Source organism: Enterococcus sp. AZ163 (genome assembly GCF_050498925.1).
Classification (GTDB): domain Bacteria; phylum Bacillota; class Bacilli; order Lactobacillales; family Enterococcaceae; genus Enterococcus_A; species Enterococcus_A ferrettii.
The window spans coordinates 16,256-42,099 of record NZ_JBIPAO010000004.1 but is presented as its reverse complement, the minus strand read 5'-3'; the positions used below and the strand labels follow the sequence as shown (position 1 = coordinate 42,099).

General features: G+C 38.4%; 32 protein-coding genes and 1 tRNA gene. 32 read left to right on the top strand and 1 reads right to left on the bottom strand.

The window, feature by feature from the left end:
- The first annotated feature begins 19 nt into the window (after nucleotides 1–19).
- From IGI46_RS24880 to IGI46_RS24780, 21 genes are all read left to right on the top strand, one after another.
- Nucleotides 20–196 carry a hypothetical protein gene (locus IGI46_RS24880; RefSeq protein ID WP_429966167.1) on the top strand — a complete coding sequence of 59 codons (177 nt, stop codon included), beginning with the start codon at nucleotides 20–22 and terminating at the stop codon, nucleotides 194–196.
- A 39-nt stretch (nucleotides 197–235) separates the two neighbouring features.
- Nucleotides 236–682 carry a hypothetical protein gene (locus tag IGI46_RS24875; protein WP_429974513.1) on the top strand — a complete coding sequence of 149 codons (447 nt, stop codon included), beginning with the start codon at nucleotides 236–238 and terminating at the stop codon, nucleotides 680–682.
- Between the two features lie 11 nt (nucleotides 683–693).
- A complete protein-coding gene (locus IGI46_RS24870; RefSeq protein ID WP_429974512.1) occupies nucleotides 694–1,062 on the top strand; it encodes a hypothetical protein in 369 nt (122 codons plus the stop codon).
- 16 nt (nucleotides 1,063–1,078) lie between these two features.
- The gene (locus IGI46_RS24865) at nucleotides 1,079–1,417 is read left to right on the top strand and encodes a hypothetical protein (protein WP_429974511.1); all 339 of its coding nucleotides are present in this window, start codon (nucleotides 1,079–1,081) and stop codon (nucleotides 1,415–1,417) included.
- Between the two features lie 212 nt (nucleotides 1,418–1,629).
- On the top strand, nucleotides 1,630–2,058 hold the full coding sequence (locus tag IGI46_RS24860) for an ArpU family phage packaging/lysis transcriptional regulator (RefSeq protein WP_429974510.1): 429 nt from the start codon (nucleotides 1,630–1,632) through the stop codon (nucleotides 2,056–2,058).
- Nucleotides 2,059–2,506: 448 nt separating this feature from the next.
- A complete protein-coding gene (locus IGI46_RS24855) occupies nucleotides 2,507–2,701 on the top strand; it encodes a hypothetical protein (RefSeq protein ID WP_429974509.1) in 195 nt (64 codons plus the stop codon).
- Nucleotides 2,698–2,898 (top strand): hypothetical protein, encoded by a 201-nt coding sequence (locus IGI46_RS24850; RefSeq protein ID WP_429974508.1) that lies wholly within the window; start codon nucleotides 2,698–2,700, stop codon nucleotides 2,896–2,898. Before IGI46_RS24855 ends, IGI46_RS24850 begins: the two co-directional genes overlap by 4 nt.
- A 27-nt stretch (nucleotides 2,899–2,925) precedes the next feature.
- A tRNA-Cys gene (locus IGI46_RS24845) sits at nucleotides 2,926–2,996 on the top strand.
- A 15-nt stretch (nucleotides 2,997–3,011) separates the two neighbouring features.
- Nucleotides 3,012–3,407, top strand: a complete 396-nt coding sequence (locus tag IGI46_RS24840; RefSeq protein ID WP_010760080.1) for a terminase small subunit — start codon at nucleotides 3,012–3,014, stop codon at nucleotides 3,405–3,407.
- On the top strand, nucleotides 3,404–4,756 hold the full coding sequence (locus tag IGI46_RS24835) for a PBSX family phage terminase large subunit (protein ID WP_429974507.1): 1,353 nt from the start codon (nucleotides 3,404–3,406) through the stop codon (nucleotides 4,754–4,756). Before IGI46_RS24840 ends, IGI46_RS24835 begins: the two co-directional genes overlap by 4 nt.
- A 222-nt stretch (nucleotides 4,757–4,978) precedes the next feature.
- On the top strand, nucleotides 4,979–6,109 hold the full coding sequence (locus IGI46_RS24830) for a hypothetical protein (protein ID WP_429974506.1): 1,131 nt from the start codon (nucleotides 4,979–4,981) through the stop codon (nucleotides 6,107–6,109).
- 49 nt (nucleotides 6,110–6,158) lie between these two features.
- Nucleotides 6,159–6,593, top strand: coding sequence for a hypothetical protein (locus IGI46_RS24825; protein WP_010760077.1), 435 nt, complete (start codon nucleotides 6,159–6,161; stop codon nucleotides 6,591–6,593).
- Nucleotides 6,586–6,861, top strand: a complete 276-nt coding sequence (locus IGI46_RS24820) for a hypothetical protein (protein ID WP_010760076.1) — start codon at nucleotides 6,586–6,588, stop codon at nucleotides 6,859–6,861. The genes IGI46_RS24825 and IGI46_RS24820 overlap by 8 nt, the downstream gene beginning before the upstream one ends.
- A 13-nt stretch (nucleotides 6,862–6,874) precedes the next feature.
- A complete protein-coding gene (locus IGI46_RS24815; protein WP_429974505.1) occupies nucleotides 6,875–7,435 on the top strand; it encodes a hypothetical protein in 561 nt (186 codons plus the stop codon).
- Nucleotides 7,428–8,345 carry a head maturation protease, ClpP-related gene (locus tag IGI46_RS24810; protein ID WP_429974504.1) on the top strand — a complete coding sequence of 306 codons (918 nt, stop codon included), beginning with the start codon at nucleotides 7,428–7,430 and terminating at the stop codon, nucleotides 8,343–8,345. The genes IGI46_RS24815 and IGI46_RS24810 overlap by 8 nt, the downstream gene beginning before the upstream one ends.
- An 11-nt stretch (nucleotides 8,346–8,356) precedes the next feature.
- The gene (locus tag IGI46_RS24805; RefSeq protein WP_429974503.1) at nucleotides 8,357–9,640 is read left to right on the top strand and encodes a hypothetical protein; all 1,284 of its coding nucleotides are present in this window, start codon (nucleotides 8,357–8,359) and stop codon (nucleotides 9,638–9,640) included.
- An 11-nt stretch (nucleotides 9,641–9,651) separates the two neighbouring features.
- Nucleotides 9,652–10,338, top strand: coding sequence for a hypothetical protein (locus IGI46_RS24800; RefSeq protein ID WP_429974502.1), 687 nt, complete (start codon nucleotides 9,652–9,654; stop codon nucleotides 10,336–10,338).
- Nucleotides 10,335–10,526 (top strand): hypothetical protein, encoded by a 192-nt coding sequence (locus IGI46_RS24795; protein WP_429974501.1) that lies wholly within the window; start codon nucleotides 10,335–10,337, stop codon nucleotides 10,524–10,526. The genes IGI46_RS24800 and IGI46_RS24795 overlap by 4 nt, the downstream gene beginning before the upstream one ends.
- Nucleotides 10,527–10,537: 11 nt before the next feature.
- Nucleotides 10,538–10,696 carry a hypothetical protein gene (locus IGI46_RS24790; RefSeq protein WP_429974500.1) on the top strand — a complete coding sequence of 53 codons (159 nt, stop codon included), beginning with the start codon at nucleotides 10,538–10,540 and terminating at the stop codon, nucleotides 10,694–10,696.
- Nucleotides 10,697–11,986 (top strand): hypothetical protein, encoded by a 1,290-nt coding sequence (locus tag IGI46_RS24785; protein ID WP_429974499.1) that lies wholly within the window; start codon nucleotides 10,697–10,699, stop codon nucleotides 11,984–11,986.
- A gap of 51 nt (nucleotides 11,987–12,037) precedes the next feature.
- Entirely contained in the window at nucleotides 12,038–12,760 is a 723-nt protein-coding gene (locus IGI46_RS24780) for a hypothetical protein (protein ID WP_429974498.1), read from the top strand.
- A gap of 9 nt (nucleotides 12,761–12,769) precedes the next feature.
- Here the strand turns inward: IGI46_RS24780 and IGI46_RS24775 are convergent, their stop codons facing one another.
- On the bottom strand, nucleotides 12,770–13,114 hold the full coding sequence (locus IGI46_RS24775) for a helix-turn-helix domain-containing protein (protein ID WP_429974497.1): 345 nt from the start codon (nucleotides 13,112–13,114) through the stop codon (nucleotides 12,770–12,772).
- Nucleotides 13,115–13,265: 151 nt separating this feature from the next.
- Here IGI46_RS24775 and IGI46_RS24770 point away from each other — a divergent pair, with 151 nt between their 5' ends.
- From IGI46_RS24770 to IGI46_RS24720, 11 genes are all read left to right on the top strand, one after another.
- Nucleotides 13,266–13,469 carry a helix-turn-helix transcriptional regulator gene (locus IGI46_RS24770; protein WP_429974496.1) on the top strand — a complete coding sequence of 68 codons (204 nt, stop codon included), beginning with the start codon at nucleotides 13,266–13,268 and terminating at the stop codon, nucleotides 13,467–13,469.
- Between the two features lie 16 nt (nucleotides 13,470–13,485).
- Nucleotides 13,486–14,229: a phage regulatory protein/antirepressor Ant gene (locus IGI46_RS24765; protein ID WP_429974529.1), complete on the top strand. Its 744-nt coding sequence runs from the start codon at nucleotides 13,486–13,488 to the stop codon at nucleotides 14,227–14,229.
- Nucleotides 14,230–14,337: 108 nt separating this feature from the next.
- The gene (locus IGI46_RS24760; RefSeq protein WP_429974495.1) at nucleotides 14,338–14,691 is read left to right on the top strand and encodes a LexA family protein; all 354 of its coding nucleotides are present in this window, start codon (nucleotides 14,338–14,340) and stop codon (nucleotides 14,689–14,691) included.
- A gap of 60 nt (nucleotides 14,692–14,751) precedes the next feature.
- Nucleotides 14,752–15,153 carry a hypothetical protein gene (locus IGI46_RS24755; protein ID WP_429974494.1) on the top strand — a complete coding sequence of 134 codons (402 nt, stop codon included), beginning with the start codon at nucleotides 14,752–14,754 and terminating at the stop codon, nucleotides 15,151–15,153.
- Between the two features lie 10 nt (nucleotides 15,154–15,163).
- On the top strand, nucleotides 15,164–15,646 hold the full coding sequence (locus IGI46_RS24750) for a hypothetical protein (RefSeq protein WP_429974493.1): 483 nt from the start codon (nucleotides 15,164–15,166) through the stop codon (nucleotides 15,644–15,646).
- A gap of 33 nt (nucleotides 15,647–15,679) precedes the next feature.
- Complete coding sequence (locus IGI46_RS24745; RefSeq protein ID WP_429974492.1) at nucleotides 15,680–20,800, top strand: tape measure protein; 5,121 nt, start codon at nucleotides 15,680–15,682, stop codon at nucleotides 20,798–20,800.
- Nucleotides 20,797–21,870: a hypothetical protein gene (locus IGI46_RS24740; protein WP_429974491.1), complete on the top strand. Its 1,074-nt coding sequence runs from the start codon at nucleotides 20,797–20,799 to the stop codon at nucleotides 21,868–21,870. Before IGI46_RS24745 ends, IGI46_RS24740 begins: the two co-directional genes overlap by 4 nt.
- On the top strand, nucleotides 21,867–24,545 hold the full coding sequence (locus tag IGI46_RS24735) for a phage tail tip lysozyme (protein WP_429974490.1): 2,679 nt from the start codon (nucleotides 21,867–21,869) through the stop codon (nucleotides 24,543–24,545). The genes IGI46_RS24740 and IGI46_RS24735 overlap by 4 nt, the downstream gene beginning before the upstream one ends.
- Nucleotides 24,529–25,164: a hypothetical protein gene (locus IGI46_RS24730; RefSeq protein WP_429974489.1), complete on the top strand. Its 636-nt coding sequence runs from the start codon at nucleotides 24,529–24,531 to the stop codon at nucleotides 25,162–25,164. Before IGI46_RS24735 ends, IGI46_RS24730 begins: the two co-directional genes overlap by 17 nt.
- Nucleotides 25,165–25,359 carry a hypothetical protein gene (locus tag IGI46_RS24725; protein ID WP_429974488.1) on the top strand — a complete coding sequence of 65 codons (195 nt, stop codon included), beginning with the start codon at nucleotides 25,165–25,167 and terminating at the stop codon, nucleotides 25,357–25,359. It abuts the gene before it with no gap.
- On the top strand, nucleotides 25,346–25,843 hold the full coding sequence (locus tag IGI46_RS24720) for a hypothetical protein (protein WP_429974487.1): 498 nt from the start codon (nucleotides 25,346–25,348) through the stop codon (nucleotides 25,841–25,843). Before IGI46_RS24725 ends, IGI46_RS24720 begins: the two co-directional genes overlap by 14 nt.
- Nucleotide 25,844 lies beyond the last annotated feature (1 nt).

Genomic DNA, 25,844 nt, shown 5'->3' with positions numbered 1-25,844 from the left:
CGCTTGAAAGGAGAAGTTTATGAATAAAATTAAGATTGCAGCAGAGGATATCGCATTTATTATTGATGGGGTCATCTATGGTGAGGGAGAAGGATTCGAAGATATGACACAAGAAGAGTGTGACGCTTTAGAATCTTTTGCAGGCAAACTGCGAGAATCGAAAAAAGATTTCATGATTATGATTAACAATAATTAAGTAACGCGACGTTAAAAGAAACATAGGAAGTGACGACTCATGCAGGCGATATTTAAATTATACAGAGAAGGGTTTAGCCAGTCAGTTGAAGTGGGAGAACTCTTTGACTATAAAGATGAAGGCTATGTGTTGACCCACATTCTTGAGATGAAAAGATTGTATAGCAAGTCCTCACGAATCGAAGTTGAAGGTATTGCTCAAAAGATCGGCAGCCAGTCAGACTATTCAAAATATGAACCAGTTAGTGTTTTTGAACGTAAATACATTAAGTGCGAATTTACAAATGAAAATCCACTGTACAGAGTCGGTGATCCTTTTGTATATAAGGGTGTCTGCGGACAAATTGAGTGTATTGAATCAATCCGCTATGAGTTCGTGGACATGGTGATTAAATACCATGCAAGATTGTTTCGGCCATGGAGTAAAGCTGAGATGGATCAAGCTGTTAAGAATTATAGGATGTCTAAGTTCAAAGTAATAGGTTAGGAGATGCAGCAATGAGAACCGAAATTGAAATACAAAAAGAAAATGTCACAATCCTGATAAATTTAATCAAAGAAAATCCTGAATTGAAAATTTTATCGATGGTTGATGGCGAAGTTGTGGCAGGAGATGATTTCTGCCATTGGGCAGGTTCGTTTGGTAAATCCGAAGTAGATTATATCTGGAATAATGGTGTAAAAATTTATTTCAAATCTGCCGATGAAGAAGAACTTATCGAAAATGAAGTAGAAAAGATTGAGGATTCAGCGGAATTATTCCATGAAAGCCATCCAATGTGGCGGACAATCGAAGACCGTGCCAAAGAACGTGTTGAACAGTATCAATGGGAAAAAGTAATTGTCGTGTGGATAGGATTGCCGTAGGAAGGAGATTTTAAGAATGGGAGTAAATATTGATTTACACAGTTATGATTATGAACCTCTTCTTGAAGGAATTAAAAACTATGTTGGAACTGAAGACACAAATGAAATCGATAAGATTCTTCGTGCTTGCGGAAGTGTGATCGATGGTAAATATATCATTCTAAATAATGAATTATGGGACGGATATAGCCCTTACTACAATGTAGCAGGAGCTTTAGATCGTCATTTCAAATCCGATGATGTTTTTGGGGAAGTATTTTGTACGTTCGACAACAAATATGGCCATGAGAATTTAATAAATGCTTGTGATTCGCCAGATGAAATACTTGAGGAATTGAATCTCGGAGTCCACTAACGTCGGGTTAAATAGAACCGCGGTTGTGAAAAAACGAAAGAAATTGTATTAAAGTTGTAAAAAATAGAAAAAGCTTTATATCAACGTTTTATGTCATTGCAACCAGATTACAAGAATAGCTAGATTCTTGCAACAAAAAAAGCACTAAGCGTTCGCTCAATGCTAAAAGGATTAACTGGTCATTAATCATTATAGCATAAGGAGCGATCGTCTTGGAACTTTTGGATAGTATTGACAACAAAAAAGCGAAGCAGAAAGCCAAACGTGTGTTAGCATGTTATCGTCGCCTGAAGAGAATAGCTGGTCAACATGAAATTAATTTACGATCGCCAATTATTAGCGATATGCCCAGAACTCCCGGTTCATTTAACAATAAGGCTGAGGATGCAACGTGTATTAGAGTAGATGCTGAGAACGAGTTACTAGCGATTGAATATGCTTTGAAAAATATCTCCGCGATGGGAGAAAAAGTGCTAAGACTATCTTATTGCGATTCCGACATATTAACGATCTTTGCTATCAGCAGAGAAATCCCCTGTTCTGAACGAACAGTTAAAAATTTGAAATCAGAAGCATTAATGGAGTTTGCTGAAGCATACAGAAATGGCAAACTCATGGAGGAATCAAAAGTGAGGAAATAAATTGCCCTTTTTTTGCCCTTTTTCTGCCCTTTTTGTTCGGAAAAGCGTGTTATGATAGTAGAGTAAATAACTATGAGGAAGGGAGGGACAGCTCCGTCTCTCCTCAATTATTTACGATCATGTTCAGGCGGCGCACAAATTATTGTAGAGGAGATGAAACGCTCCATTCTTCGTTAATTTCGACACGTGCTGCCTGTTTTTACATACAAGATCGCTCACGCGGTCTTTTTATTTTAGTGAGGTGTCTGTATGAATGAGTTGCTAAAAAATAGAAAAAGATTTTTAAAAGTAGAAGTATTACCATTTTGGAAAAGATGGAAGTGTCAGCACGATTATGTCTATCTTGGGATTGATAATCAACATAAGATTTTCGGATGTATGAAATGTGGAAAGATAGATAATAGATAGATCATTCATCCGAGTGGTCTTTTTATTTTGGGGGGATCAAATGACTTCGAAAGTTGATTTAGTTTTGAACGGTGTTTTGTACTGTTTAAAAGGAATGCTTGTTTCGGTAAAAGAAAAAACTGGGAAGTACTCCATTGTCGAGCGAACTGAAATAGTTAATGAGAAGCCAAAGATTATTAGTTTCAAAGTGAGCAATGAATTTATGGCATTGTATTTTGAGGAGGAAAAGAAATGAGTAAACCATTAACCGAGAACGAACCTGAAGTAAAAGTAGATAGATCAATAATTCAAAAGGGAGTTCTAAATAGCGCGCTCGCTCTATTAGGGCAGATTGATATAGATGACGTATCTGATGTAAATTTAACGACTAGCAATTTGTGTGGATGCTTCGAGGTAAATTTAAGCGTTGAATTTAAAACGGCTGAAGAATGATCACTTGTTGAGTGGTCTTTTTATTTTGCGAGAATAGCCAAGAGGTAAGGCGGAGGTCTGCAAAACCTTAATCACGGGTTCGAATCCCGTTTCTTGCTTAAGGGGGTGAGGGTATGGCGAATAATGAAATAAGGAATCAACAAAAAGATTTTGTTAAGCATTATTTAGCCTTACGAAAAAAGAACGCAACTCAAGCAGCGATTAATGCAGGGTACAGTGAGAAAACGGCATCTAGCCAAGCCTCGCAACTCCTTAAGAATCCTAAAGTTTTAGAATATTTGAAAAGTGAAGAAGAAGCATTAACTCAAGCTTTGTGGGATGAATTTACTTTTGACGCTTTAGAGGCTAGAAAAGTGTTGTATGAGGTCATGAGTGACCCGATGTCAAAAGACAGCGACAGGCTTGCGGCTGCTAAAGATTTGCTGGATCGAGCTGGGTTTAAATCGGCGGATAAAGTCGAGTACTCGGGAAAGGATGGAGAACCAGTGACGTTCAAGATTGAGCTATGAGTTTAGGATTCAGTAGTTCAAGAGATGTGATCAGCAAGCACAAACCGTTATTTGATCGAATAGCAGGCAAAAATGATATAGATACCTTTGTTCTTTCGGGCGGTCGTGCAAGTTTCAAATCATATGACATATGCTTAGCGATCATTATGGATATTCTGATTCATGCAGAGAGAGGGCAACAAGCAAATGCTGTTGTTTTCATGCAGAAAAAGGAAGAGATACGCGACGGTGTGCACAAACAGTTTGAAACAGTTACGGAAGATTTGGGAATAGAAAACCTATTTAAAATTAGGTATCAGCCTTTGGAAATTAGGTTTTTGCAGAATGATTCTGTCATTAAGTTTTATGGGTTAAATAAGCAAGAGGGTAAAAAGGCTAACGCAATCGATAATATAGCATGGCTATGGTTTGAAGAATTCGATCAGTTTCAGAGTCAAGAGAGTGTCGATCCGACGCTCGATACGTTCATGCGCCATTCAATTAAAGGTGAAAGAATTAAGACAGTTTATAGTTTTAACCCACCAAGAAGCCGTCATCACTGGGTATTTGAGTACTTAGACAGATTAAAGGCTGAACGAATTCATACAACTTATCTTGATGATGATACAGGTAAGAATTTGCTACCAACACAAATGCTTGAAAAGATAGAAGCGACAAAAGAGGCTGATCCAGCTTGGTATAGCTGGAACTACCTTGGGATTGTCCCAAAAGATGTGGAAACGGATTTTCCTAGCCTCATTGCAGCTGATCAAGAGCTTGACCTTGGCGAAGATGATTACATCTTTATTGGTATTGATGCGGCTACTAGAGGGCAGGACGGTACCAGAGCATGTGCTGTAGCCTTTAACAAGGTTACCCTTGAAATCAAACTATTAGGGTTTGAGTCTTTCGATGATATTTGGATAGATGGTTATACGTCTCAAAAGGTTGGGTCTGATATAGCAAACTTCGCTCGTTCAATTAATGCCAACGCGGTATATGTCGATCCGATGCAAGGACAACACATTATTGATTACCTTGTCATTAATGTGCCTGAGATCATCACTAAGGCGATCAACTTTGGTTCTAAGGTTTCAGACCATGCGAAAGGAAAAGCGGTTCTAGCGATCAATAGGCGTGCAGAAATGTACATCAATGCTAGCGATCAACTTAAATCAAAACGAGTAATCGCTTATTGTGACAAGTCAGAACTAGAACGGCAGCTTAATGCAACTGAGTTTGAAATGGACGCGAAGAAAATTAAAGTTATTCCGAAGGACATTATCAGGCAACGCATCGGCAAGTCTCCTGACGAGGCGGATAGTTTTGTGTTAGCTATCCAGGCGGTTTACGAAACAATGAAACTATAAAATAACTATTGTTAAGTTCCTTTGGCGTTAGTTAACATAATAACCCTTAACTGAAGTAGTAATGGTACCAAGGGATACAGAGGTTTACTTTGTGAAATTAAATTGGTATAGGTGAAAAGTGTAGTGGTAGCAAGAGTTTTCTTTGTTGCGACATTGTGAATTCACAAGCTTTTTTGATTAATTGAATAACAAATTTATATATATTACGGAGGAGGTGGTAATTTGGTAAGTAATCCTGTATGTCCACAATGTGAAAAACGCGGCTGTCATGGCGAGTGTGAAAACTACATCTTAGAAATGATCGAACATGAAGCTAGTCGTGATGAATTTGATCGACTATTCAAAGAAATACCAAAGTTTAGATATGTGCTTAATGAAAAAGTTAATGCAATTTTCGGTACTGATTTAGAAGTCGCTGCTGAATCGGAAGTATCGGAGACTGAAACGGAGAAGTTTAGCACGTTTCTTTATTCAACTAACGCAAATGGGAACACTAACTTATACGAAATAAAGAAGGCGCTCAAAGAAAAGGAGATTTTCGGAGAGGGCTATTTATTTTTTGATGGAAAGGATGCTTATGCGCTTGACCAGTCTAAAATTACTGCGTACCAAGAAAACGACAAAGATCCAATCATTGACAAGATTGAATATTATACAGTCGGAGAAGTCGATGTTCCGCCGAAACTTGAATTCGACAGTACAGGCTTTATTAAGCGAGAAGGCGGGTACATTATATCTCCAGATAATATTATCAAATTCAAGTCAGATAGTTATGCGCTGAACTCAGATTTAAAACAGCTTCAAATTTTATTAGAAATTAATCGGAAGATTTACGACAGCACAACGAAACGGGATTATGGAGACATTTTTTTGCTTACAAGCGCTTCAAAAGGGAGCCCTGTATCAGTGGTAGCAAAAAGAGTAAAGGATACAGTAAACGAAGCGATCGAAAAAATGAGAGAGCATGTGGCTAATCTAATAAAGAAGAATAAAGTAGATGATTCGAATGTTGTCATACTTGATGAAACCTACAAAGAAGTAAAACAGGTTTCCCCGGTTACTACTGTTAAGGATTATCAATTCATTTGGGAGAATCAAGACGACATTATCACCTCAGTGTTCAATTTTCCGATGTTACTTGCTGGCCTTGGTGATGAAGCAGGAAATGTCAGCAAAGAGGCTTTACTTAAAGAGGCTAGAGCAAATACACTTACGCCGATTAAGTCAGATACTGCCAACGCATTAAGTAAGATTGCTAAAAAATTATGTGGAGATGAGTATTATTTAAGATTTAGGGATTACAGCGAAGTTAATGCGGGATATATGGAAGATACGGTTGCTAATAAAGATTGATAAATTGACCTGCCACACGTCGTGAAACTGGGTGGAAGGAGCGAAACCAATGTTAGCACTAAAATCGAAAAATGGGAACGGAATTGCGATACCTATTGAGGAATTCGACAAAATCCAAAAAAAGAATCTCCAAAAAGTTAAGTACGAGAAGAAACAAATTGCAGAATTAAGCAAGATTTCTACATTTTATCCGGAAGTTCGATATCAAAATGTTGCTCGCGTTAACGAAGATGATTCAATGGATATTATTGTTGATTCTGGGGTTTCAAATGAAATCCATACAGGGTTTCTGCCTAAGCGATTTTATAAAGCATTAAGAGTAAAAAAAGAAAAAAGCCTTCTAAGTTCTAAGTGGAACTTTATTGAAATTGTTCAGATTTCGGAAAAAGAGATTATATCTCAATTCAATCAAACAGTACCAATCAAAGAAATTGAACAGATCTTAGAAGCAATTACAAAGAAAGGGGTAAAATACTTTGGCTAAATACACACAAGCAGTACTTCATTCCAACGGGGAAAAAACTACATTCACTACTAACGAAGACGCTAAAAATTTACGTGCATTATTAAAGAATGATGGCATGAATTTTTTTGTTTCAAGCGATGGAACTAAAGAATTTGGCGTTACTAATCGTTCATCCCAATTCGTTGAGTTGACTATTGATCCGACAGCTACACCTCTTGCACCAAAACCAAACTGTGACAACTATGGACACTGCCCAGAAAATCCTGAGCCTGATCCAGAGCCGTAGAGGAGGTTGAACGATGGATTTTATTAAAATGACAGTGGATCAACTCAAAGTTTTCCTCGATGAAAACAACGTTGATTACAAAGACGCAAAAGTAAAAGCAGATTATCTTCTACTTGCAGAAACTGTAAAAGTTGATCAAGAAGGTGATTCGGAAGTGAACACTCTAAGTGAGCAGCCAACTAGTATTGCAGAAAAAGTAAAATCTGCTATTAAGATTGAGCGAACAGAGACTAAAAAAGTTGATGATGTTTCATATCTTAAGGGCAGAGACTACAGTCAGCTTACAGTAGGCGAGCGTGCAATGATTAGAGAACAGTCTCCTGAATATCCTGGCAGTGAAAAAGGCGTAGAAGTTCGGGTAACCGATCGATTAGCGACAAATTGGCGTATCGTTAAGCTTGCTGACCAAAGCTACTCTAAATTGCTAAAAGGCGTTCAATATGTACTTTCTCAGGTAGATTATGATGCATTAAAAAATGAACAAGTCAAAGTGAAGACTGAAGCAACTAAAAACAAATGTTGCGGACAGGCTAAATATGAATCGATTGCTTTGCTGGAGGTCCTAAATGATTAAGCTTAGGTTGTCTGGAGTAGTTGGTTACGATATTACCGCCGATGATGTTTCAAACTTTTTGAACGAAAACGATGACAAAGATCTTACAATTTTTTTGAACAGTCCAGGTGGATATGTAATAGACGGATTAGAAATTTATAATTTGCTCAGAGCTTCAGGTCGAAATATCACTACAGTTTTGACCGGAATGGCAGCTAGTATGGGATCAATATTATTCTTAGCTGGAGACAAGCGTATTGCTATGAGCGGCACTTTATTTATGGTCCACAAACCTAGTGGTGTTGCTTGGGGAGATGCTGATGATTTTCGTAAACAAGCTGACTTGTTAGACAAAATGCAGGGTAGCCTACAAGAAATTTATGAAGAACGAGCATCCATTGGAAACCTTGAGCAATTAATCAATGAGGAAAAATGGTTCAATGTTGAAGAGATGATTTCTAACGGAATAGTGAACTCTGATGAACCAGTAAGCTTTGATGGAGTAATTGAAACAGAGGAAAATAATGAAGGCTTGGATAGCCTAGAAAGCGAGAACGTAATGGCAAAAATTGATGATTTAAAAGCGGAAAAGGAAAAATTAGCGGTTGAAAAAGCGCAACTTGAAGAACAGTTAGAGGAAGCTCGTCTAGAAGCTGAATTAGCTACTATGAAAGCTGACGTCGATAAATTAAAGGCTGAGGCTGAAGAAACTTCGGAACTTGTTTCAGAACCAAAGGAAGTTGTTGAGCCGGAAGAAACGATTGAATCGGAGACTGAAGAGGACGATGAAATCGAAACAACCGTTGACCCTGAACTAAGAGAAACTAAAGTGGAAAAAGAAGAGTCAGCGGTAATTGACACCACTAAAACAGTAGCGGTGAAACAAAATAATCAAGTGCCTGCTTACATGCAGGTAGAATCTAAATATTAAGGAGAATGACTGTGAAACCGATTAGAATGTATAAGAATATTACACAAGAAAATGGAGCAACGGTAGTCAAGTCGGATTTAGAAGCACTGTCTATCGAAAATTTAATTGTAGGTGGAAAGCTTGGGAATAATCTTGCCCAAGCTCTTTTTACGTCCATTGTTGAATCTGATGCAGGGTTTGCAGCCCTGATAAATACGCCGCTATCGCGGCAATTAAGAGCTATGCGAGACGCGTCCATTGCTGGTGAAAATGTACCGATCTATGGTGAAGATGCAGACGGGAATTTAACACTAAAAAATATCCCTAAAATGTCTTTCTCTGCCATGACTTCAAACCCTGATGACTGCTGCGTTATTGCGGGTGATTTACAGGTGTGCCAAGATGAAACGATTTTGAAAGCAATTTGCATTGAGAAGTGTGAAAAAGAATTGAATCGAATGGTTGCTGCCGTAAGTGGCGCGAGCACTTCATCTGCTGTTTACGCGGCGTACAAACAAATGTTAATTAGTGAGGGCATTCCAAAAAGTTCTTTACCTACTTTGGCTCAATTCGAACAATTAAGTTTAATTGGCCAATTTATTACGTTAAATATGTTGACGTTTATTAATGGTTTATTATCCGTTGAGCAAAATGGAAATATCGTCAAACGATTCTCCGGTCTAGCACAAGTGTACGCACGTCCAGATGTATTACCTATTTCAGGTTCAGTAGGAATTATCGAAGCATTTAACCAAGTCCTGTGCCGAATGAATATTATCGGCTCTCGCGTATTCGCAGGGGGCTTTTTCTTAGCGTCACGTACTGCGTATGCTGCCATTCAACAAGAAGTTATCGAGAAGCGTGATGGTAAATATCCAACGGGTTGGACGGTTACAGAATCAACTGAAACTGTTAATGGTTTTCAGATGCCTGTTAAAAAATATTATTTCAACAACCTGCCAATCATTGAATCTGATCTAGTTTACGTTGATCCTGATACTTTAGATGGTGACATCTACCTAGTACCTCCGACTGTTGGTATCTTCTCAGGAGTACCTTTGGATATGCCTGGGAACTTTATTCTCCAAGAATGGGAAAAGAAAACTTCACCATTTGTGCATTTTAATGAGAGCGCAACGGCATATCCTGACTGCTGGACTGCTTGCGATCGTTTGACGAACTTTGGTGGAGTAGTGGCTACTGACGCCAATGCTCTACTTAAAATCACAGGTATTTCTGCTGGTTGCGATCCTGAAATGTATCAAGGAATTGAAGGAATGATTAATATTAATTCCTACGCTCCTTTTATCGCCTAGTGTGATTCGTTATGAAAGGAAATACCGAAGAGTTAGAATTTGCAACTGCTTTAGATTTATATGTCCAACAGGTTAAAGAATGCTGCAAATGCTTTGAATGTGCTTCTGAAGAGCAATGGGAACAAGCAGTCATTACAGCCCTGAAGGATTGGGGAAATCTGACATGTGGCAATTGGATAGATGATCATGATATTAACCTTAGAGTTCCAGTTTCTGATCAATGTGGAGGTTGCTGCCCGAACATTTTGAGGGTCAACCTCCCAGAGAACTGGGTCCAAAAAGACACAATCAAAGTCAAAGTCCGGTCATGGTTAGGATTAGAACTGCAGGAGATGCAAGTCGACTATGTTTTCGATGATTATACTCATGATTTGATGATTGATTTGTCTGATGTAATTGACTGCTGTAATCGATGTAAGAATTACGACGTCATCATTGACTATACTGTTGGCACGGATGTAATTCCGCCTGAACTTTGTCGCTGGTTTTGTGCAATTGCTAAAGTTTATATGGATCTTGAAGAGATCGAATGTGCTAGTTGCGGAGCAGCTGACAGCGTGGCGATTGTAGAAGTTGAAGGGACGAAGGACTTATCAGCAACAATTAAATTTCTAGCGATTAAGTATTTTCAATCAGTCATCGATGAGTACTCGCTCTGCTTATTGAAATCATTAAAAGATTGGACGGTGGTTGTTTGATCACGATCGAATATTTAGGTGAAAGCGAAGAAGGTAAAGTCTGCAAACAATGTGGTGGGAAACCTGTCAACGTTCATACGACTCGTAAGAAAATATTCGGGCGCTTATGGGAAGTCGGTAAGCCTCAAGAAGTTTCTCTTGATGACTTCCCACTTTTTATGGAAACCGGATTATTTAAAAAGAAATAAGGAGTGAAGAAATGGCTGAAAACAAAGCTGTAGAAGTAAAAACAAAGAAAAGTAAAACTGATTTGACCTACGCGCAAAAACTTGAAGCTCGTGCGCAGCGTGGATCGATGACGCATCAAAAGAATTTTGCAGTTAATCAAGCAAAAAAGAAAGAAATGGAGGGGAAATAGTTGGGATCGTTATTAGAAAAATGTAAACCTAATTTTAAATCATGCCCAATCGGTAAACTGGATACTAACTCTGTAGCTTATTTTTATAAGCTGCGTGATCCAAACCGATGCAACATTTATGGATTCAAAGCTTCCGAAGCTGCAAAAGCTAGCATTTTGTATTCGTACAATTATGCTGATAAGCCTGATGAAAAAGTTTGCGGACTTGATAAATGCGACATGACTGGAACGTTGTTTGTTACGCCTTCCGAAGCTGGAGCAGAGATTACAACAGAAATCAAAGCAAACAGCGAAGATTTCCAATATGGTTATTTAAGAGTATTCATAAACGGTAACAAAGGAGATGCCTTTGATTTGTCTGTTATGAACATGACTGGTACAGAAGCAAACAAATTTACCGTTGCACTTGAAGAATCTGGATGGAATGCAATTGTTGTAGAACTATTCAATCCTGCTGAAATCGTATCTGGTGGATGGGTAGCTGATAATGGAGCGATCAAACTGGTTATTAACTCGAAGCAGGCTGAACCTTTCCGTTTATCTACGGCAGAACTATTTGAGGATATCTTTGGAATGGTGAAGGATCAAACGATCGGCTTCACCTGTGTGTCCGACTTTTCTGGTGATCCAGCATTGACGCTGACAGAAGATTTATGTGACATTCCTCAATACGACGAAACAGCAACAACAATTGAACGTTCGTTAACTGCTACTAACATCATCGGGGAGCTTGCTGATTTTCATAATATCACCAAGCGTCAAAAGAATTCTGAGCACCTTGTTCAAACTAGGGATAGATTCACGGCTAAAGAGGTTTCTTTGAACGGAATTGACTACGCATCATTTACGATTCCTGAATTAGCTGATATCAAATGTCCGAGATTACTTGTTCAACCGCAAAATTGTGAATTTGACACGCTTTATCACGTTGACATCGATAATGATACAACAACGATTGACCTGCCAGAAGAACAGTTCTTCCGCAAAGGTAATAAAGTCTACATGTCAAAAGCCTATGCAGATACTGAAGTAGTTGTGGCATATCCTATCTGGATTGAAGGAACTGCTTGGGACATCACGACAGAAGACCTTAACAAGCAACATTATCAAATGGAAATGGTAACTCCAATCTGCGGCGATGAATATGTCATTAAGGCAGATAACGTAATGCTGACAGCTTTACCATTTACTTGGACAAATGCAGCGGGAACTTTTACTGTTACTTACTCGATGGCGAAAGACTCATACGGAAAGTACGGAACAATCATTAAAATTGACCAACGGAAATAAAAAAAACTGGGCAACCTATCGTGGGTTGCCCTTATTTTTGGGGATAAAAGTATGAACGATTTGATTGGATTTTTAACACAATTTCATAAAGATGCACCGCCTTTTATCTCGGAAAATGAGGACGGTAGCTATTCTCTCGTAGGGATATCTGACAAAGCGGCTACAGCAAACTTTGATTATGCAGAGCTGGGAAGCTGCAAGTTAACAGCAAAGAATCATAGTGATACTTTACTTGCCCTGATGAACTTCATTATTTTAGTAGACGCTATGAGTGATTCTGAAGAATTGAGTTTCGAAGATGAAGAAGTTAACAGTTTTTTAGAATTCCAATTCTCAGAAGTTCTAAGCAAGTATTTCTGCGAAAACGTAGCTTATTCACACGATTTAGCAATAGCTTTTTTAAAGGACAATCCGCAGTTAGTTAACGAGGCGCTTTATAACGTAACGAAGGATAAGGAACAAATAACTAACGTGGATTACCAATCGATCGTGGATGGTCTGGATGGTACTCAATTCCAAGACCCGTATATAAACATTGCGTACGAGATTGCTAAGGAGTTTAAATTAAGACCATTTGAGGTAATTGAAAATTGGTCTACTGCCGAACTAATTGTTACGTTCGCAAAGCTTGCTAATGACCGTTCGTTAGATTCCTTCTTAAATTGGAAGTATAGCCAACCGAATGCACCTAAACGCAAGCAACCTAAGAAGCAAGCATTTTATTTTGAAGAGATAGGAGAGGAAGAAGAAAATAAAGAAGCTTTACTCGACTGAGTTCAGCTTCTAATTACTTCTATCACCGTCTCTATGCTTTATAAAGTCAATGAAAGTTAAAATTTCTTTCATTTCTTCGTCGGAAATGGTACTATCATCGATTTTTTTTAAAATGTCTTTTCTATATCGAGTATAGTTACGATCTTTACTAATAATATCAATTTTATAACCAACTAAATAATCCACAGAAACATCAAATATTTGAGCCAGTTTTTTTAGATGTTCAGCACTAGGTTCGGTTCGGTCTCTCTCCCAGCTACCAATTGTTTGGTGAGATAGTTTCAATTTAGTTGCTAACTCTTTTTGTGTCAGATTGTTTTTTTGACGAAGTAACTTGATTCTATCTCCAAGCACGAGATCACCCTTTCTGATACGATTATTCGTAATTGGATTATACTACAAAAGGAGGAATAGAATCATTATTTACAACAAAATGAAACTTTACTATTGAAATGCTACAAAATGTAGTTTATCATGTATACATAATGTAGCAGGAGGTGATCGTATGACTAGTACGCTTAAAGACTTAAGAAGATTAACAGGTATGACTCAGAATGAGATGGCGAAGAAAATCAATGTATCTCGAAAAACAGTTAGTGCATGGGAATTAGGGATGAGAAGTCCAAGAATAGCTACTGCCAAAAGAATTGGCAAGATCTTTTGTATTGACTGGAAAATGATTTATGAAGAAAGTGAGGAAGAAAAATGATTCAATTACTTGAAAGATTAATAGTAGGGAAGTAGCGGATAAAGTTGAAAAAAGACATTCAGATTTAGTTAGAGATATAGACACCTATATATCATATATCGATCAAAACGCAGATTTGCGTTCTGATGATTTCTTTATTGAATCTACCTATAAAGCTGGGACAGGCAAAAGCTATAAGTGCTATGAATGTACCAAGCAAGGGTGTGAAATGATTGCTAACAAAATGACAGGTAAAAAAGGAACTCAATTCACAGCATATTATGTTCAACTATTCAATCAAATGGAGCAAAAAGAGCGACAAACTGTTATCCAGTTTCAAATTCCACAGAATTATGCAGAGGCTTTAAGACTGGCAGCAGACCAAGCGGAAGAAAACGAAAAACTTAAAGCCGAAAATGAGATACAGGCGCAACGAATAGCTGAGTATGAGCCAAAGGTAAATTATTTGGATAAGATTCTTTCTTCGAAAAAGACAGTTACAGTCACGCAAATTGCTGCTGACTATGGTATCTCTGCACAGAAGTTAAACAAAATACTTCGGGAAGAACGAGTTCAACGAAAAGTAAACAATCAATGGATTCTTTACCGGAACTATATGAATAATGGTTATACAAAATCTGATACTATAAATATCGTTAGAAGTAACGGTATGCCTGATGTGCAAATGCAAACAAAATGGACACAGAAAGGCAGATTGTTTATCCATGAGCTATTAGAAAAACGTGGAATAATCGCTTTGATGGATATTGATGAACAATAAGAAATTAAATAAAAAATACGCAAAGCGCTGGAACGCTTTACGTATCGGTTAATTAGTTTGACTGCTAATTAACCTTATTATAGCAGAAAACTTAATGAGGTGAAAGATATGAATTGTATTGAATCAGTCAATGAGTTGCTGATCCAACCGTTAATTGCTGATGAATACGGGCTAGAAAACTTATTTGCTTTTAAAGTTGAAGGTGTAGAAATGAACCGTGTGGTGCTTCCTGGATCGTTAGCAATCGTTCATCAAACGAACGAATGGCAAGATGGAAAGATAGTTGCGGTACGTATTGATAATAAACGGATGCTCTTTAGAGCGTGGAGGGAGGACGAGAAAGTCTTGTTTGTCCCTGAGAGTAGAGATGTTTTCCTACGTTCATGGGTATATGATCCAAGTGAGGGTTTAGATGTAGAAATCCTTGGAGAGTATATTTATTCGGTAAATTTTGCTAGTTAAATAGTTTATTAAAGACCTTTTAGAAGGTCTTTTTTTATTACAAAAAGGATGGTGGTAAAAGTGACTAATCCATTTGGCGGAGATGTTTTCGGAGCGATGTGGGAAGCAGTAGAAGAAGAAACGGAAAAACGGGCAGATGAAGCTCTGGAAATAATGAAAGATGTCATAAACAAAAAGACAGGTGCCCTATCTGATGCTGCTGAAAAGGAAAAAATAGGCGATGCCAGCTATTTAGTCGGTATCAATGAAGGAAAACTTATGGCGGATGAACGAAATGCTGGAAATGTTAACTATGTAGCTCCATATTATTACGGTTCCCCACCGCATATTATACGGGCAAAAAATGGAAAGGCGCTCCATTGGCGAGTAAAAGGCAAAGACTATTACGCAAAACTAGTAAGGCACCCTGGCAACAAACCACACAATTTTATCCAAGACACACTAGACAGAATGAGAAAGTAGGAAATTAATCATGACAAAGAATAGAGCAGAAGAATTAAGAGCTGAGCTTGCTTTACTAGAAAAAGAAGAAAGTGTAGAAGCAGGTGGTAAAAAACATAACTTAACTATTATGCAAGATGATGAACAGGTTGATGTAGAAACTTTACCTAAAAAGAGATTAAATTCAGTTGAAAAATCAAAAATAGTTACACAGATTGCTGTTCTTAACGAAATTAAAGAAGAACTTATGGATATTATAAATGATGATAACGCAACAGTATCAGATTGGCTGATGGTGCTACTTGTTCTTGATGAAATCAGTACAGAGGTCTTAGGCATTGTTTATGATGTAAAAGGCACACTTATTCCTTCGTTACCAAATTTCGACTTGTTAGTGATGTTCTTAGAAGAAAATCAATCTTGGATCGGCGATAAAGCAAAACTTGCAATCACTCAAATTAATGCAATTTCAGAAGAAGCAATGGCAATAGAAGAAGCAAAAAAAGAAGCTTAGTAATCATTAATCTTGAGGGAAGGAGGTTTATTTATGGCAGCTAGTGGAGTCGGACAATTTTCAATTAACGTGAAGTCTAACTTGCGTGATTTCTACGGACAACTGACACAAGCACAAAGATCCATGAAAGAATTGACCGATAGAAAAAATCTGCTCCAGGTCGATAGTTCTCAGCTTGATAAACTCAGAGATAAGTCTCAACGTATAGCGGCTGAGATGAAAGAGCTTCGTCAGCAGAAAACCGAGATTAAGCTTGGTATGAAAGACAACGGAGAAATAAGTAAAATAAAAAAAGAGATTTCTGGGGTTAACACAGGTATTGATAACATCAACAAAAAGAAATTAGCTATAAAAGCTAACCCTAAAAGTGTTGTTGATGCCGATGGAATGCTAAAAAAATTGGATAGTTCCTTAAAAACGTTGCAATCAAAAAAGATATCGTTACAGGCCGATTTGAAACATGTCGACAACACAAAGGAGCAACTAAAAGAGCTAGATAGGAATATCGCCAGTCTTAACCGACAAAAATTAGAAGTTGATGCGGAAATCCAACCGATCCGCACGGCGAATGTTGAAATTCATAAAATTGATCAGGAAATCGACCGAATCAATGCCAAAAAGATTGACATAAAAGTTAGTGATTCGTTAAAAAGTATTGGCAACACAATGAGTAAAGCAGGCGACACTATTTTGAGTAAGTTTAACCCACTTACTTCTAAATTGAATCAGATGTTTGGTTTCGGGCTTATTAATAATCTGGTCGATAAAGGAATCAATATGGTCACTGGCTCGGTAGACAGTGCCATAGCTCGTTACGACACATTAAACAATTTTGAAAAAGTAATGTCTAATATGAATATCGGATCAGATGCTGCGGCTAACTCAAAGCAAACATTGATTGAAGGTTTAGATGGCTTGCCTACCGCATTAGATGCAGGTGTTAGTGCCGTACAACGTTTCACATCAAAAAACAAAGACATTGAGAAGTCTACTCAAATGTTTTTAGCAGTCAATAATGCAATGTTAGCAGGCGGAACAAGTGCTGAAACGCAAGCTGGAGCATTAGAGCAACTTTCGCAAGGTTATTCAAAAGGAAAGTTTGAAATGGACGAATGGAAAACCATTACTAACGCGATGCCTGCTCAGCTAGACCAGATAGCTTTGTCTTTTGGGAAGACAGGTTCTGAGTTATACGACGCTTTACAAAGTGGGAATATTTCCATGGATGAGTTCATGGACAGAGTGATTACGCTGAATACCGAAGGAGCAGAAGGATTCAAAAGCTTCAGTGAACAAGCCAAAAATGCAGTTGGCGGTATTCAGACAGGCGTTTCACGAATGAAGAGCGCTGTTACTCGTGGTGTTGCTGATGTAATAACAACAATAGACGAAATAGCTAAAGACAATGGATTAGGTGGCATTTCAGATATTTTATACAATGTAGGCAAAAGTTTTGAGAACGGACTAAAAAGCATATCTAAATTTATTAAAGATAATCAAAATCAAATATTTGAATTCTTTAATTCTATTTATCAGTTCTTGTCAAAACTTGACTATGGTGGATTTATTCAGGGCTTAGGGTCAGGTCTCAAAACATTAGCGGGAGACTTTAAAGCAATCTTGAGTGTGTTCAAACCATTACTTAATGTCGTTAGCGGTGAGGGTAATGCCGAGAAGTTAGGTAAATTGATTCCTAGAATTTTTGAACTTGGAGTTGCTCTAAAAGTCTTAGGTGGCATAACAAAAGGTGCCGGAGGAGTTGTGGGTTTCTTTGAAAAGTTTGGTGCTTTTAAATTTCCTAGTTTTGGTTTTGGTGGCAAAGAAGGTGTACCCTTAAAATCTGTTGGAATAAATGATTTAAAAAGTCTAGGTTTGAAAATGTTAACTATTGCTGGATTGGCTGGGAATATTTGGCTTGCGGCTAAATCGTTGCAAGAGGTAGATAAGATAAAAATAGACAACAATCTTCCAAAAAAATTACTTAATTTAGGAGCAGCCGTCACCGCGATGGGTGCTTTTTCTGCTATTGTCGGCGGAATTCTTAAAATACCAGGTGCAGCATTAATAATAGGCTCAGGTGCAGCAGCTATTGCGGGGTTGAGTCTGACGCTAATGACAACAGCGAAAGCGGTAAAGTCTCTTGATGATGTGCAGATAAATGGCGAATATATTCAGAAAATAGAACAGATTGGAGAAGTCCTAACGGCCTTATCAGTGACATCGGGCGGTTTAATCGCGAATAATATCTTTACTATTATTGGAAATGCTGGTGCGATGATTAATGATTGGCTGAAGGAAGGTCAATTAAAATCATTTGCAAGAATGGCCAATACAATCAATCAGATTGCTGATATGGAAGAAGTCAAAGGAGAAGATGTAAAAGCCAAGTTGCGATCTATCGATGATGTTGTAGCTGTTTTGAGCGAAGATCGTACAACTGTCGACTATATTCCATTCGTTAATTACTTAAAAACTCTTGCTGAAATAGGTGATACAATTCGTGATTACCTGAAAGCGGGACAGCTTAAAGCTTTTGTTGAAACGATGAAGTCACTTGAAACACTTCAAGGTGACGTTGAAATTGATACTGAAAAAATCAAAGCAAATATAGAAACTATTAAGAAATGCCTAGAGGTATTGGGGGATTCGGAGAAAGAGATTTCATTACAGAATTTCGATGTAGCAGTGATCAAGAAACTTTTTGAAGTTATATCGTCCTGGGCTGGAGCGTTAGAAGAAAAGGGAAATGCTTCAAAGTTAAAAGCTCTCGTAGGTATGATGAAATCCTTTGAGACAATTGGCGAGTCAGACATTGATCCTAAAAAGATCGGTAAGACGTTCAAGAAAATAAAAGAATCTGTTGAAGAGATCAACAAATCTGGTATCGGCTCTATCACTGAGATGACAAAAAGCGGCGGTTCATTTAAAAAAGTTTCTGAGGCAATTGAAAGCTTAAAAGAGATTACAGAAAACATTAATGGACTTGCGAGCTATATTAACGTTACCGATATTAAAGTTAACATTTCGATCTTAGGAGAGCTAGTCAACGAGATTAACAAAGCCTTTAAAGAATTAATGAGAGATGACAAGAAAACTGATATAAAAGAACTTAATAAAAAAATGGAATCGTTAGATGATGTTATGTCTAAGATGGCTAGTATCGTTGAAAATGCAGGAAAATCTACAGGCAACATTGACTATACAGCATTGACAGCAAATCTTTCAGTAATTCAACACTTTTTCGATGATGTATCGAATAAGCTCTATTATTTGAGCAAGTCAGGTAGTAAAAAGGGCAGTCTCAAATTAGAAGATACATTAAAGAAATTAGAGGATTTAGAAGAACTGATGGAGAAAATGGGCTCGCTTGTTGAAAAAGCCCAAAATGCCACGGGAAATATTGATGGAACGGCTCTTACAGCAAATGTCGATGTGATCAAAACCTTCTTTGATGAAGTATCCAACAAACTATATTATCTAAGTAAATCCGGCGAAAAAGAAAATAGTTTGAGTCTTGAAGCTGTCGATAGCAAGTTAGAAGATTTGAAAGAGATTATTTCAAAAATGGGGTCAATTGTTACCAAAGCTCAAGACGCTGCAGGAAACATAGACGGAACAAGTCTATTTGCAAACTTAGATGTCATCAGCCAGGTATTCGATAAAGTCAAAGAAACCATCGGTAAGTTCAGCAATGATCAACAGGATAATGTCTCTATTCCTACGTTAGCAACTGCCGACTTTGGCAGCACAGATGGGAATCAAGGGTTAGATGATGCATTAGCCAATCTAGAACAAGCCTTAACGGCTTTAGATAAGATGGGAGAGATCGTCCAAAAAGCTCAGGCTGCTATAGGGTTCATTGACAAAGAAGCGATAATATCGAACCTTACCAATGTAAGTGAAATTTTCACTAAAATTCAGGAAGTCTCAGGAACTATGAGCGGCGAGTCGATAAGCCAACAGCCAGGAGAACTTGCGTCTATCGGAAATTCTACTTTTAACAATACTGTTGATAATGGTGGTATCGATGGTGCGATAACAAAGATGGAGCAAATGTTAACCGCATTAGATAAGATGAGACAGATTATCGAAGCAGCACAAGGTGCGGTCGGTAATGTCAATGGGGAAGCGGTGGCCGCCAACATTAGTGCGATATCTTCGACATTGTCAAAAATAAAAGAAGCGCTGGTACCTTTTGCCAAAGGCGGCGAGGAATCTTTCAACCTTGGTAATGTAAATAGTAAGCTTGGTACCTTAAGCAACACGCTAGGAAAATTCCCAGACATTATTGCAAAGGCTAGGGCTGTTGAAGGACAAACGGTGGATATCACATCAACCATCACTTCGGTTAAAACTATCTTTGAACAGCTGCAAGGATTTAAAGATTTCACTGGTGAAGACAGTATATTCACTATGGTTCAAGCGTTTCAGACCTTGGTGATCACTCTTGATACAATGAGCAATGAATTTTTCCCAATTGGGAAAAGCTATGGACAAAAAATCGTTGAAGGATTCAAATCTGTAGACTTCGAAGCTCCTGCATTAGAGAAAATCCGCAAGCTTTTAGATAAGTTGAGAACAATGAACAGTGGTTTTAATGCTGTCGGTAGACAAGTGGGACAAGCTTTTAGCGACGGAATTACTAGTAAGATGAACGAGATTGATTTGTCAGGCTTTACTGAGAAAATTCGCAATGCGATTAACTCAGCTCTGGCAGGAAAATATTCAACGAAAATTGAAGTGGAACTGGTGACAACTGAAACGAGGCAAACGAGTACGAGTCAGTCGTCGAATTCATCGTCGAGTAGGCTGCCAAGAATAAGTGACGCGAACTTTTCTAGCGGTGGCCTAATCTCTGTTAAACCAGGGAATAAAGCAAGAATTCAGGACTCACCAGAGAAACCATTGCTTGATAATGGCGAGTATGTAATACCCAAAAAGATTGTTGATGCTGTTGGAATGCCATTCCTAGAAAAATTGCGTAGTGGTCAGATTTCCAGAACATTTGCCGGATTGGCTCAGAGCGTCTCACACACGACGTCTAGCGTGGTGAACAACGTTTATCACAATAACAATACTCAAAATCTTAATCTTTACACTTCAGGTAATCAGGATGCAGTATTGGCTGCAAACAGGAGGTTCAGAATAGCATGAAGAAATTAGTTCAGTTTAACGAACTTGTATTCAACCATACGGCTTACATTGATCAACAGCCGGATAACGTGACAGAATTTAAAAATTCGAAGAATGCCTTTGCAAACTCTCACGGGGATTACAGTCCCGAACGTTGCGGTCCAAGAAAAGTTAACTCAAAGCAATTCGATGTTACTGTGATGGTAGACAAAAATAAATTCCCTTGTGAAGACAGAGAAGTTATTGAGCAATTTGTGCTTGATAACTTTTTTTCTGTTGGAAGATTGTGGGCAGTACAAGGAGATTTTCTTCTATGGTCTTTAGCTAAAGTATTGTCAATTTCCGAAGGATTCGATGAGAAACGTGGCTATTTAAGTTTCACAGTAACTTTCTATTTACCTGAAGGTATTTGGCATATAGCAGATGATACAGCAACATACTTTGATGATTATTACCAATGCGATGTGACGGACTGCTATGCAGCTCTAGAACGTGAGCTGTGTGATTGCTGCCTATGCAATATCAAATTAGCTCCGGTTAAGCGGTGCCCACCTTGTCATGGCGATAGGCTATGCGATATTCCAAAAGGAGAACTGAGCGAAGTTATAGGCAACTGTGGTAACAACAAAAAGATCAGCTATTCTTGCTGTGATCAAACGGCGACAGCTGAAACAAAATCTGAACATGGTTCAAACACCGCTTTTCTTCAATTCAATGGAAAAACACTCTACGAAACTGAAGATGTTGTTCTTGAAATATGCGGTAAATTCACTGATTTAGGAATAAATTGGAATGGCCAGCAGTCGATTATCGAAGGAGCTTATATAGGCGAGACGATTATCAATGCAGGACTTGTGAAGAACAACTGTGACTATTTAGATATCTCAAAGTTTCATGGAGATTGTGTTAGTAATGCTGAATGTACACCTCCCGATTGTAGTTCAAATGATCCAAAAATAGGTGTAACTGGATCGAGTAACGGAATTGTGTCCTGGAGCGTAAAAAAAGGTACAAATAACGTTATTCTTTCAGGCTTAGATACGAAAGAGATACAAACAATCAAAGTCTTTGTTGGGGGGATTGCGCTATGACGGTTAATATGCAGACTGCAATTTCAAACATGAGGGCTTTAATGGGTAAAGGCGTCACTTATTCGCAAGGAGGAAGCCGTTCAGGGGCTGATGGTACGGCAGATTGTTCAGGAGCTGTCTATGCGTCTTTGAACGCTGGTGGAGCAAACCTGCCACTCGGAAACACAGATAGCATGTTCAGGGATTTACCTAGTATTGGTTTTTCCAAAGTCAATCCTCCGTATGCTTACGGAGATATTTTTGTTTGGGGAATAGAAGGACAATCAGGAGGAAATGCGGGCCATACTGGAATATTCATAGACCAAGACAATGTCATTCATTGTAATTTTTCAGCCAACGGCGTATCCATTGATAACTATGCGGCTATTCATTCTTATTCAAATCCTCCACAAACTGTTTTCCGTTTGGCCGGAGCTGCGCAACCAACGCCAACAGAAGATGCAGCAACTGAGGAAAATACAAAAGAAAATATGGATAACTCTGGTGAGCTAGAAGAATATAGCTATATTGGTAACAAGCTTTGTCTCAAAGGGTGGCATTTTGCGAGTGATCCTACCGCAGCTGCTACTGGTGGATCAGGTGACGGAAGTTCAGGCGGCAATGCAGGGGCGATTGGCAGCGTTGACTGGAATAGCATGCAATCACGAGCACAATTTTTCGTATCTATTTGTACGCAACTTGGCATTCCTAAGAACACAACACTAGCTCTCGCTGCAAATGCATTAGCAGAAAGTGCTCTTGATCCATCTGCCGCTGAAGGCAATGGAATGGGCAAAGGTTACTTCCAATGGTCGTATTCTTACAACTGGGGCGATGTTCCTAATCACATGACTAGAAGCTATGAAGATGCTAAATTCCAAATAGAGTATGCGAAAAGCAATACAGCGCAATGGATTAGTGTAGGCTATGGATCGTGGGATCAGTTCTGGTCCGGTGCTGCAAGTCCTAGTGACTTAACGACAGCTTGGTTGATGAGTTGGGAACGACCTGCAAGGCCAATTGATCGGTGGACACCTTTCACTCAAACAATTGATGTTAATGCCCTAGATTTTGGTACTAGCAGCAACCGAAATGCTGAATCAAGAGTATTAGAGGCAGAAACAACCCAACGAGCTGCTACGCATTTCGATGGGAATGCAAAGGAAATGCTAGAAATATTTGATGCAACAGACGATAAACTATTGAAAACTGTTGAAATCGAGTTAAAGAGTCGTAAAGATATCGCTTCTCAAAATCCTAATGTCGAAGGTGTAGAATGGTCAGGATTCGATTTTTGTATCGATTTTGAGTCCAAGAACCCTTTTTATATCCAACTAATCAGAGTTAGAGCTGATGGAGAGAAAAAGGTCCTGCATGTTCAAGTTATCTTTTTCCCTCATAGTTCATCCAGGTCGGATATCGGACACAATTACTGCAATGATGATGATTTCATAATTGTATGTACAGATAAAAAAGGAAAAAGTGAGTATGTCAGAGATATCATAGGGGGAATCAGTTGGACGATCGAACCTAATGGTGTTCCGGCATGCTCCTTTACTGTACCGATTAATGATGCCGAAAAATTTGACGGTCATATGGATTGTAGGGTAATCATATTTAAAAAGATGTTTGATGGAATTGTAAAATCTATAACCTTGGATAAGGATGCAGAAACTGCAAACGTTGAACTCGATCATAAAATAGCTGAATGGGAGTATCGTCAAATCCCCAATAACTATACTGTAAAAAACCGAACATTTCCCGATGTGTTTTGTCAAAGTCCGTTCCTCCATTCGACAGAGTGGTTTGTGGATGCTGATTCAGCAGCTCACAAAGAAAAGATAAACTATGCATTTAGCCGACAAAGCCACTTAGAGGCGTTAAATAAGGCTGTAGAGTTAACCGATAATTTGTGGTGGCGTGTTGGAACCAAGCATGATCGTTATTTAGAAATCGGTGCTTTCGGGGAAAAGAAAAATTACATCATTTCTAAATATGGGCAGACAGAACGTCATCTAAAGATCATCGATCAAGTAACTGTCTCAAAAGAGTTTGACCAAGTATTTAACGTGGTTACAGTTTATGGTGAAAAATCCGATAGTTCTCAAGCAAGTTTGACGTTGCGCGAAGCTTACTTAGATCAGCAACAACAAGGGCACGATATAGTTAAAGGATTTCCAATCGTCATTCTTAATTCAACCGCGAATAAGGAGCAAAAGAATTATTATACGAACATTACTAAGATTGCTTCGAGTAATTCTTTAGAGTTCGCTATACTTGATGAGTTTAGCATTAACCTAGAGCAGGGAAAATTGATTGAAAAGACTGTAAGCATGAACGATGTTGCTCCCTTCGAAGAAAATGGGGATACAATTAGTGATGAAGAGCGGTCTAAACAATCAATGATCGCCTATAAAGCAGCTGTTGGACAATTAAAAAGCGCAAGACGTAGAGACGTGATCAGAGTTCGAATCGGGGAATTACCTTGCGATTTGAACGTACTGGATCGCGTCTATTTTGATTACCATAATAGCATCGAACTTTTCGATCATTGCAGTAGGTATTGTAAGAAGATTTATGAGGCTTCAGACGATTTCTACATCACTCAAATTGAAACCAGCTTTGACAATAATTTGGTCGAGACAAATGTTCTCACCTTGAGTAAGGAGTTGTACAGAGATGACAGCAACTATTGATGATGTATTGAATTTTCTAGCCAAGAGGCAAGAAGGACAAAGTTTAGTTGAAAAACAGCGGCAGCTGCAACGAAGAAACACTGTAACAGATGCTAAAGCGGACTTTCAAACAATGCTACGCGGTGTAGATCGAATCTATACCGCGTTTCGTATATCTAACGATATGCAATATATTATGAAATATTCGTTTAACTTGCATATCCGACCATTTGTTACCAATATAGCACAAAATGTCACTACTTCTGATACTTCACTGGCTTTATCAGGGAGTAACATTACGCCGAATCCGCACCATCACGCGCTTAACCTTGGCGTGCTAATTAAAGAACACACTTATGATTTAACGAAGGTAAGGATATCAATCCAAGGTATTGATTTAACAGATGCGATCATTGCGGAGTATGGCTCTTTTGTCAATGGATATGGATACTACCCAAGCCAAAATGATACGTTCGATGTTTTGAGGTTGCTAGATTACTTACACCCTTGGCAGCAGTCAGTTGTTTTGTCTCCTGGATTGAAAGAAATTCAAATAACTCAGAATAGCAACATGCTTTGCGAGTGTGAGATCAGCTATTACATCAAATACAATCACGTCGACCGAGGAGGGCTTGATTAGATGAAAAAGAACACTTCGAAACTTGAGTCACACTTAGAAAGGCATCCGACTGATGCCGCAGGTGTGATCTCTCTATTAAAAGCCAAAAGCGCAAATTTTGAGTATGATTTTCTGTTAGATCAAAAACGGAAACGGGAAAAAGCGAAAGGCATAGCACGAAAAAGAATGGGGGATATAAAAGATGGCAGCAATTAACTACTTAGCACAAACAGGAGCCTTGGAAGACCTTATTTGGTCAATAATGAACGATGCTGAAACCGAAGCCCACGCTGATCGTTTAAAAAGTGCGTTCAACCGTGATATGGAAAGTGAGCCGGATGATCAAGCAAAAGATATCATCCTAGATGAAATTAGGGACCTTGATCAGTTGAGAGACCAAATTCGTGAAGCTCGGTATGCGAAGACGAATCTATCTTTAGCACTTGCCGCTAAAATAGCTAAAAATGAACAACAGGATAAATATTCATGCATGTTTAAGCATCAATTACTGAGCATGGCCGAAATGAGAGATGCAACTGCGGCTATTCAGGATACTGAACTAAAAGTATTTGCTGAAAAAACGTATGAGAAAACAGCAAACAGCGCTTCAGCAGCGATTGCCAAATTTTTAGGTTTGGAAGTCGAGAACTGTATGGCCTGCTTGTTTGAAAAAAATAAAATTGAGAGTAGTGGTGTTTAGG

Bases quoted from the DNA above. Each gene is read 5' to 3' on its own strand.
- IGI46_RS24880 (WP_429966167.1), top strand. From the start codon at position 20: ATGAATAAAATTAAGATTGCAGCAGAGGATATCGCATTTATTATTGAT.
- IGI46_RS24875 (WP_429974513.1), top strand. From the start codon at position 236: ATGCAGGCGATATTTAAATTATACAGAGAAGGGTTTAGCCAGTCAGTT.
- IGI46_RS24870 (WP_429974512.1), top strand. From the start codon at position 694: ATGAGAACCGAAATTGAAATACAAAAAGAAAATGTCACAATCCTGATA.
- IGI46_RS24865 (WP_429974511.1), top strand. From the start codon at position 1,079: ATGGGAGTAAATATTGATTTACACAGTTATGATTATGAACCTCTTCTT.
- IGI46_RS24855 (WP_429974509.1), top strand. From the start codon at position 2,507: ATGACTTCGAAAGTTGATTTAGTTTTGAACGGTGTTTTGTACTGTTTA.
- IGI46_RS24850 (WP_429974508.1), top strand. From the start codon at position 2,698: ATGAGTAAACCATTAACCGAGAACGAACCTGAAGTAAAAGTAGATAGA.
- IGI46_RS24840 (WP_010760080.1), top strand. From the start codon at position 3,012: ATGGCGAATAATGAAATAAGGAATCAACAAAAAGATTTTGTTAAGCAT.
- IGI46_RS24835 (WP_429974507.1), top strand. From the start codon at position 3,404: ATGAGTTTAGGATTCAGTAGTTCAAGAGATGTGATCAGCAAGCACAAA.
- IGI46_RS24825 (WP_010760077.1), top strand. From the start codon at position 6,159: ATGTTAGCACTAAAATCGAAAAATGGGAACGGAATTGCGATACCTATT.
- IGI46_RS24815 (WP_429974505.1), top strand. From the start codon at position 6,875: ATGGATTTTATTAAAATGACAGTGGATCAACTCAAAGTTTTCCTCGAT.
- IGI46_RS24810 (WP_429974504.1), top strand. From the start codon at position 7,428: ATGATTAAGCTTAGGTTGTCTGGAGTAGTTGGTTACGATATTACCGCC.
- IGI46_RS24800 (WP_429974502.1), top strand. From the start codon at position 9,652: ATGAAAGGAAATACCGAAGAGTTAGAATTTGCAACTGCTTTAGATTTA.
- IGI46_RS24790 (WP_429974500.1), top strand. From the start codon at position 10,538: ATGGCTGAAAACAAAGCTGTAGAAGTAAAAACAAAGAAAAGTAAAACT.
- IGI46_RS24780 (WP_429974498.1), top strand. From the start codon at position 12,038: ATGAACGATTTGATTGGATTTTTAACACAATTTCATAAAGATGCACCG.
- IGI46_RS24770 (WP_429974496.1), top strand. From the start codon at position 13,266: ATGACTAGTACGCTTAAAGACTTAAGAAGATTAACAGGTATGACTCAG.
- IGI46_RS24760 (WP_429974495.1), top strand. From the start codon at position 14,338: ATGAATTGTATTGAATCAGTCAATGAGTTGCTGATCCAACCGTTAATT.
- IGI46_RS24750 (WP_429974493.1), top strand. From the start codon at position 15,164: ATGACAAAGAATAGAGCAGAAGAATTAAGAGCTGAGCTTGCTTTACTA.
- IGI46_RS24745 (WP_429974492.1), top strand. From the start codon at position 15,680: ATGGCAGCTAGTGGAGTCGGACAATTTTCAATTAACGTGAAGTCTAAC.
- IGI46_RS24740 (WP_429974491.1), top strand. From the start codon at position 20,797: ATGAAGAAATTAGTTCAGTTTAACGAACTTGTATTCAACCATACGGCT.
- IGI46_RS24735 (WP_429974490.1), top strand. From the start codon at position 21,867: ATGACGGTTAATATGCAGACTGCAATTTCAAACATGAGGGCTTTAATG.
- IGI46_RS24730 (WP_429974489.1), top strand. From the start codon at position 24,529: ATGACAGCAACTATTGATGATGTATTGAATTTTCTAGCCAAGAGGCAA.
- IGI46_RS24725 (WP_429974488.1), top strand. From the start codon at position 25,165: ATGAAAAAGAACACTTCGAAACTTGAGTCACACTTAGAAAGGCATCCG.
- IGI46_RS24720 (WP_429974487.1), top strand. From the start codon at position 25,346: ATGGCAGCAATTAACTACTTAGCACAAACAGGAGCCTTGGAAGACCTT.